General features: G+C 61.4%; 4 protein-coding genes and 1 pseudogene. All 5 read left to right on the top strand.

Going from position 1 to position 5,368, the window contains the following annotated elements:
• The first annotated feature begins 293 nt into the window (after window positions 1–293).
• On the top strand, window positions 294–944 hold the full coding sequence (locus HP546_RS25250) for a cytochrome c (RefSeq protein WP_172231046.1): 651 nt from the start codon (window positions 294–296) through the stop codon (window positions 942–944).
• Window positions 941–1,855: a c-type cytochrome gene (locus HP546_RS25245; protein WP_172231043.1), complete on the top strand. Its 915-nt coding sequence runs from the start codon at window positions 941–943 to the stop codon at window positions 1,853–1,855. Before HP546_RS25250 ends, HP546_RS25245 begins: the two co-directional genes overlap by 4 nt.
• Before the next feature lie 264 nt (window positions 1,856–2,119).
• Window positions 2,120–2,959 carry a UTP--glucose-1-phosphate uridylyltransferase GalU gene (gene galU / locus HP546_RS25240; RefSeq protein WP_172231040.1) on the top strand — a complete coding sequence of 280 codons (840 nt, stop codon included), beginning with the start codon at window positions 2,120–2,122 and terminating at the stop codon, window positions 2,957–2,959.
• A 526-nt stretch (window positions 2,960–3,485) separates the two neighbouring features.
• Window positions 3,486–4,315: pseudogene (locus HP546_RS31530) on the top strand (group II intron maturase-specific domain-containing protein); the annotation flags it as partial.
• 121 nt (window positions 4,316–4,436) lie between these two features.
• Window positions 4,437–5,368 (top strand): FAD-dependent oxidoreductase (locus tag HP546_RS25225; protein WP_172231034.1); only part of this gene is annotated, 932 nt, incomplete at its 3' end.

Raw genomic sequence — 5,368 nt, 5'->3', positions numbered from 1 at the left:
CACCTCGGGGGTGGGCCCGGCGGCGCTGGTGGACATCGACAAGCGTGGCAGTGGCAGCAGCATCACGCTGCACGAACGGTTGAACAACTTCCCGCTGCGCTTGGGTGATGTGCGCACGGCGGCTACCCAATGCATCTCCGGAAATTGATCTGGGGCAAGTAACAGGCGGTTAAGCGGCCCTTGGCCAGGGCTTGGCCCGCCTTGGCGTTGTTGCGATCTCCCTGGCAGGGATAGTATCCATTTGCTTATGTTTTTTAAGCCTAAGCTTATAACAAAAGAAATGGAGGTTCGTGATGACAGCGTTGAGTCGCGTCGTGGTCAGCAGCCTGCTGATCCTGGCCTGGCCCGCGGTACAAGCCGCTGACGGCCAGAAAGTCTTCAATCAGGGCGGGGCCAACCCCGCTGCCATGGCCTGCCTCGGTTGCCATGGCGCGGATGGCAAGGGCATTGCCGCCGCCGGGTTTCCACGATTGGCCGGGCTCCCGGCCGGTTACCTCGGCAAGCAATTGCATGACTGGCGCAGCGGCAGCCGCAAGCATGCGGTGATGGAGCCGCTGGCCAAGGCCCTGAGCGAGGATGAAATCAAGGCGGTCAGCGGCTACCTGGCCAGCTTGCCAGCAGACCCCGCAGGTGACCTGCGCCGCCAGCAGATCGCCGATGACCCCACAACGCGCATGGCCCTTTACGGTGACTGGAGCCGAAAGATCCCGGGCTGCGTGCAATGCCACGGCCCTGGTGGCGGTGGGGTTGGCGAGCATTTTCCACCCTTGGCCGGCCAGCCCGCCAGCTACCTGGTGGCGCAGCTCGATGCCTGGCGCGACGGTAGCCGCCGCAATGACCCCAACCAGCTGATGGTCGGCGTGGCCAAGGCCATGACCGATGCCGAGATCAAGGCCATTGCCGAATTCTTTGCCCGCCCCGCCAGCCAGGAGGTCACGCCATGAAACGGATGACTCCGGCGTTATTGCTGCTGGCCATGGCCAGCGCCCAGGCCACACCGATCGCCATGGAAGACCAGTCGCAGTTGAGGGTGCCCGGCGTGCAGGCCGCGCCGCAGTTCGTGCCACCCGCTGAAAGCGAGCTGCCTGATAATGCCTTTGGCAAGGCGGTGCGTGAGGGCCATGCCTTGTTCGTCGACACCCGCCGGTTGATGCCCGAGGCCGTGGGCAATGGCATGAACTGCAGCAACTGCCACCTCGATCAGGGGCGGCTGGCGCACTCCGCACCCTTGTGGGGCGCTTACCCGATGTACCCGGCCTACCGCAAGAAAAACGACAAGGTCAACACCTATGCCGAACGTATCCAGGGGTGCTTCCAGTTCAGCATGAACGGCAAGCCGCCTGCCGCTGACAGCCCGCAGATGACGGCGCTGGCGGTGTATGCGTACTGGCTTTCGACCAAGGCGCCGACCGGTGTCGAGATTGCCGGGCGCGGTTACCCTGAGGTTGCACAGCCTAAAGGCGGATATGACTTCACGCGCGGTCAGCAGGTGTACCGTGAGCAGTGCGCGATTTGCCACGGCGACAATGGCGAAGGCCAGCAGGTGGCGGGCGAGTACGTGATGCCGCCGCTGTGGGGCAAGGATGCCTACAACTGGGGCGCCGGCATGCACCGGATCAACACCGCAGCGTCGTTCATCAAGTACAACATGCCGCTGGGCAAGCCGGGCAGCCTCAGTGATCAGCAGGCCTGGGACGTGGCGGCGTGGATCAATCGCCATGAACGCCCGCAGGACCCGCGGTTGGTGGACGGCTCCATCGAGAAGACGCGGGTGAAGTTTCATGCCAATGACGGGGTGAACCTGTATGGGCAGAAGGTGGATGGCGTGCTGATCGGGCAGGGGACCGGCGGTTGATGTGTCGCCTGTGCCGGCCTCAGCACGGGTGAACCCGCTGCCACAAGGGGAGCGCGACGCTGGGAAAAGGCCGGTGCAGGCTGCCAGATTCGGCTGTCATCCAACGGTCATGTATGACGGTAATATTTACGATCCGCCGGAACTATCTACACTGGGTTATCTCTATCATCCCAACGATCGGCCAGGGGTGGGGCATTGTAAGGTGACTGCCGCCTGATTAGACTGCGCCGAATCCCACAGGCCTAGCCTTTTGTAAGGACGTATATGATCAAAAAATGCTTGTTCCCGGCAGCCGGCTACGGCACCCGCTTCCTGCCTGCTACCAAAGCCATGCCCAAGGAAATGCTGCCGGTGGTCAACAAGCCACTGATCCAGTATGGCGTTGAAGAAGCATTGGATGCCGGTCTGAGCGAGATTTCCATCGTCACCGGCCGCGGCAAGCGCGCCCTGGAAGACCACTTCGACATCAGCTACGAGCTGGAAAACCAGATCAAGGGCACCGACAAGGAAAAATACCTGGTCGGTATCCGTCGTCTGCTCGACGAGTGTTCGTTCTCCTACACCCGGCAGACCGAAATGAAAGGCCTGGGTCACGCCATCCTTACCGGCCGCCCGCTGATCGGCGACGAGCCGTTCGCCGTGGTGCTGGCGGACGACCTGTGCGTCAACCCCGAAGGTGACGGCGTGCTGACCCAGATGGTCAAGCTGTACAACCAGTTCCGCTGCTCGATCATCGCCATCCAGGAAGTCGACCCGCAGGAAACCAACAAGTACGGCGTCATCGCCGGTGACATGATCCGCGACGATATCTTCCGTGTTACCAACATGGTCGAGAAGCCGGCTCCGGAGGACGCGCCGTCCAACCTGGCGATCATCGGCCGCTACATCCTGACCCCCGATATCTTCGATATCATCCAGAACACCCCGCCAGGCAAAGGCGGCGAAATCCAGATCACCGACGCGCTGATGCAGCAGGCTCAGAACGGCTGCGTGATTGCCTACAAGTTCAAGGGCCAGCGTTTCGATTGCGGTGGCGCCGAGGGCTACATCGACGCGACCAACTTCTGCTTCGAGAACTACTACAAGACTGGCAAGGCTTACTGATAAGCCCGGCTGGTCTGATGAAAGCCACCCTTGCGGGTGGCTTTTTTGTTGTGCGCCAGGCATGGCGCGTTGCGCGTTAGCGCAACCAGCTTGGCTGTGGTGGCCTCGCTGGTGACTTGGAGGTGAAAGTCCTCTACACACCCGGCAAGGGGAAGTGTTAGCCAGAGGCAAGGGTGTCGCAGGTGACTGCGAATCTGAAGGAAGCCCGAGGCAAAATGCTGGCCTGACGAACAGGAAGCGGATCAGGCGGCGCAGCGGGGTGAGAGGGCAACAATCTTCAAAGCCCAATACTTGCACGGAACGCTGCGACGTAAATCCGACAGGCATAAGCAGGAAGGTCGCGCGAATTACCCTGGGAGATCTGCACGTTTGCCATTGTGCTACCGGGCGTCGAAAGGCGACGGGATGAGCGTGCAGAAGTCAGCCGAAGCCGTAGTAAGTGGCGGTTAACCGCGTCACCAAGGGCCGAACAGGTTATGCCGCCAGTAGGCGTCACTGTCTCGTTGGTAGCCGTAATGCAGAAACCCTCAAGGCCAGGTTGCTGGCCGGTGAATACCATCCCCATGCAGTGCGAGCGGTTGAAATTCCCAAGCCGCAGGGCGGCACACGGCAACTGGGAATCCCCACCGTCGTGGATCGCCTGATCCAGCAAGCATTGCAGCAACAACTCACGCTACTCTTCGATCCGCTGTTTTCGGACTACAGCTACGGCTTTCGTCCTGGCAAAAGCGCTCACCAAGCCGTTGAAATGGCCCGTGCCCATGTGGCATTGGGGCACCGCTGGTGCGTGGAAATCGATCTGGAGAAGTTCTTTGATCGGGTCAACCACGACGTCCTGATGGCCTGTGTAGAGCGCCGTAGAAGAGTCGAGTCGCGAGAGCCTGGAAGTGTGACTACTTGGGTTATGGAATGAGCTGGCATCAGCAGCCAAAGCTGCGTGTGGCAACGATGAGCCTGGGTCGCCTGCGCGACCGGCTCGCAGAGCTGCTGCGCAGAGCGCGGGGCCAGAAGATGGGGAATACCATCGAACGGATAAACCCTGTGCTACGAGGGTGGGCGGGCTACTTCAAGCTCAGCCAGAGTAGGCGGCCACTTGAGGAACTGGATAGCTGGATCAGGCACAAAACTCGCTGCGCCATCTGGCGTCAATGGAAACTGCCCTCGACGAGGGCGCGTAACCTGATGCGACTAGGTCTAAGTGAAAAGCGTGCCTGCAAATCAGCCTCCAACGGGCAAGGTCCATGGTGGAACTCGGGGGCGTCACATATGAATCAGGCGCTGCCGAAGAAACTATGGGATCGACTCGGGCTGGTCTCGATACTGGATACGGTCAACCGGCTCAGCCGCATAGCTTGAACCGCCGTGTACGGAACCGTACGCACGGTGGTGTGAGAGGACGGCGGGTGTGAGCCCGCCTCCTACTCGATTGCGGCGGCCAACGGCGTTATGCTGGGCGCCTGCCTAGGAGACTGAATACATGGCCTACGATTTTGATCTGTTCGTGATTGGCGCCGGGTCCGGCGGTGTGCGCGCGGCGCGCTTTGCTGCGGGCTTTGGCGCAAAAGTGGCGGTGGCTGAAAGTCGCTACCTTGGTGGCACCTGCGTCAACGTCGGGTGCGTGCCGAAAAAGCTGCTGGTGTACGGCGCGCACGTCGCCGACGAGCTGGAGCAAGCCGCAGGTTTTGGCTGGACCCTCGAAGAAGGGCATTTCGACTGGGGCACGCTGATTGCGAACAAGAACCGCGAAATCGAGCGCCTCAACGGCATCTACCGCAACTTGCTGGTCAACAGCGGGGTGACCCTGCTGCAGGGCCATGCGCGCATGACCGGTGCCAATGAAGTCGAAGTCGACGGCAAGTGCTACACCGCCGAACACATCCTGATTGCCACCGGTGGCTGGCCGCAGGTGCCGGACATTCCGGGCAAGGAACTGGCCATCACCTCCAACGAAGCCTTCTACCTCAAGGCGTTGCCACGCCGGGTGCTGGTGGTGGGTGGCGGCTACATCGCCGTCGAGTTCGCCGGGATCTTCCAGGGCCTGGGGGCTGCTACCACGCTGTTGTACCGTGGCGACCTTTTCCTGCGCGGGTTTGACGGTTCGGTGCGCACGCACCTCAAGGAAGAACTGGAAAAACGCGGCCTCGACCTGCAGTTCAATGCGGACATCCAGCGCATCGACAAGCTTGAGGACGGCAGCCTCAAGGCCACCCTCAAGGATGGTCGCGAGCTGCTGGCCGACTGTGTGTTCTACGCCACAGGCCGGCGCCCGATGCTGGACAACCTGGGCCTGGAAAACACCGGCGTCGAGCTGGATGCGCGCGGTTTCATCCGCGTCGATGAGCAGTACCAGACCACCGCGCCGTCGATCCTTGCCATTGGCGATGTGATCGGCCGTGTGCAGCTTACCCC

It is taken from the genome of Pseudomonas sp. CM25 (genome assembly GCF_013179705.1).
Taxonomy (GTDB): Bacteria; Pseudomonadota; Gammaproteobacteria; order Pseudomonadales; family Pseudomonadaceae; genus Aquipseudomonas.
Note: the sequence above shows the minus strand (reverse complement) of the source record. Positions and strands in the feature narration are given on the sequence as shown.

What these genes read in the sequence shown, in the direction of transcription:
- HP546_RS25250 (WP_172231046.1), top strand. Translation starts at nt 294, where the DNA reads ATGACAGCGTTGAGTCGCGTCGTGGTCAGCAGCCTGCTGATCCTGGCC.
- galU (WP_172231040.1), top strand. Translation starts at nt 2,120, where the DNA reads ATGATCAAAAAATGCTTGTTCCCGGCAGCCGGCTACGGCACCCGCTTC.
- HP546_RS25245 (WP_172231043.1), top strand. Translation starts at nt 941, where the DNA reads ATGAAACGGATGACTCCGGCGTTATTGCTGCTGGCCATGGCCAGCGCC.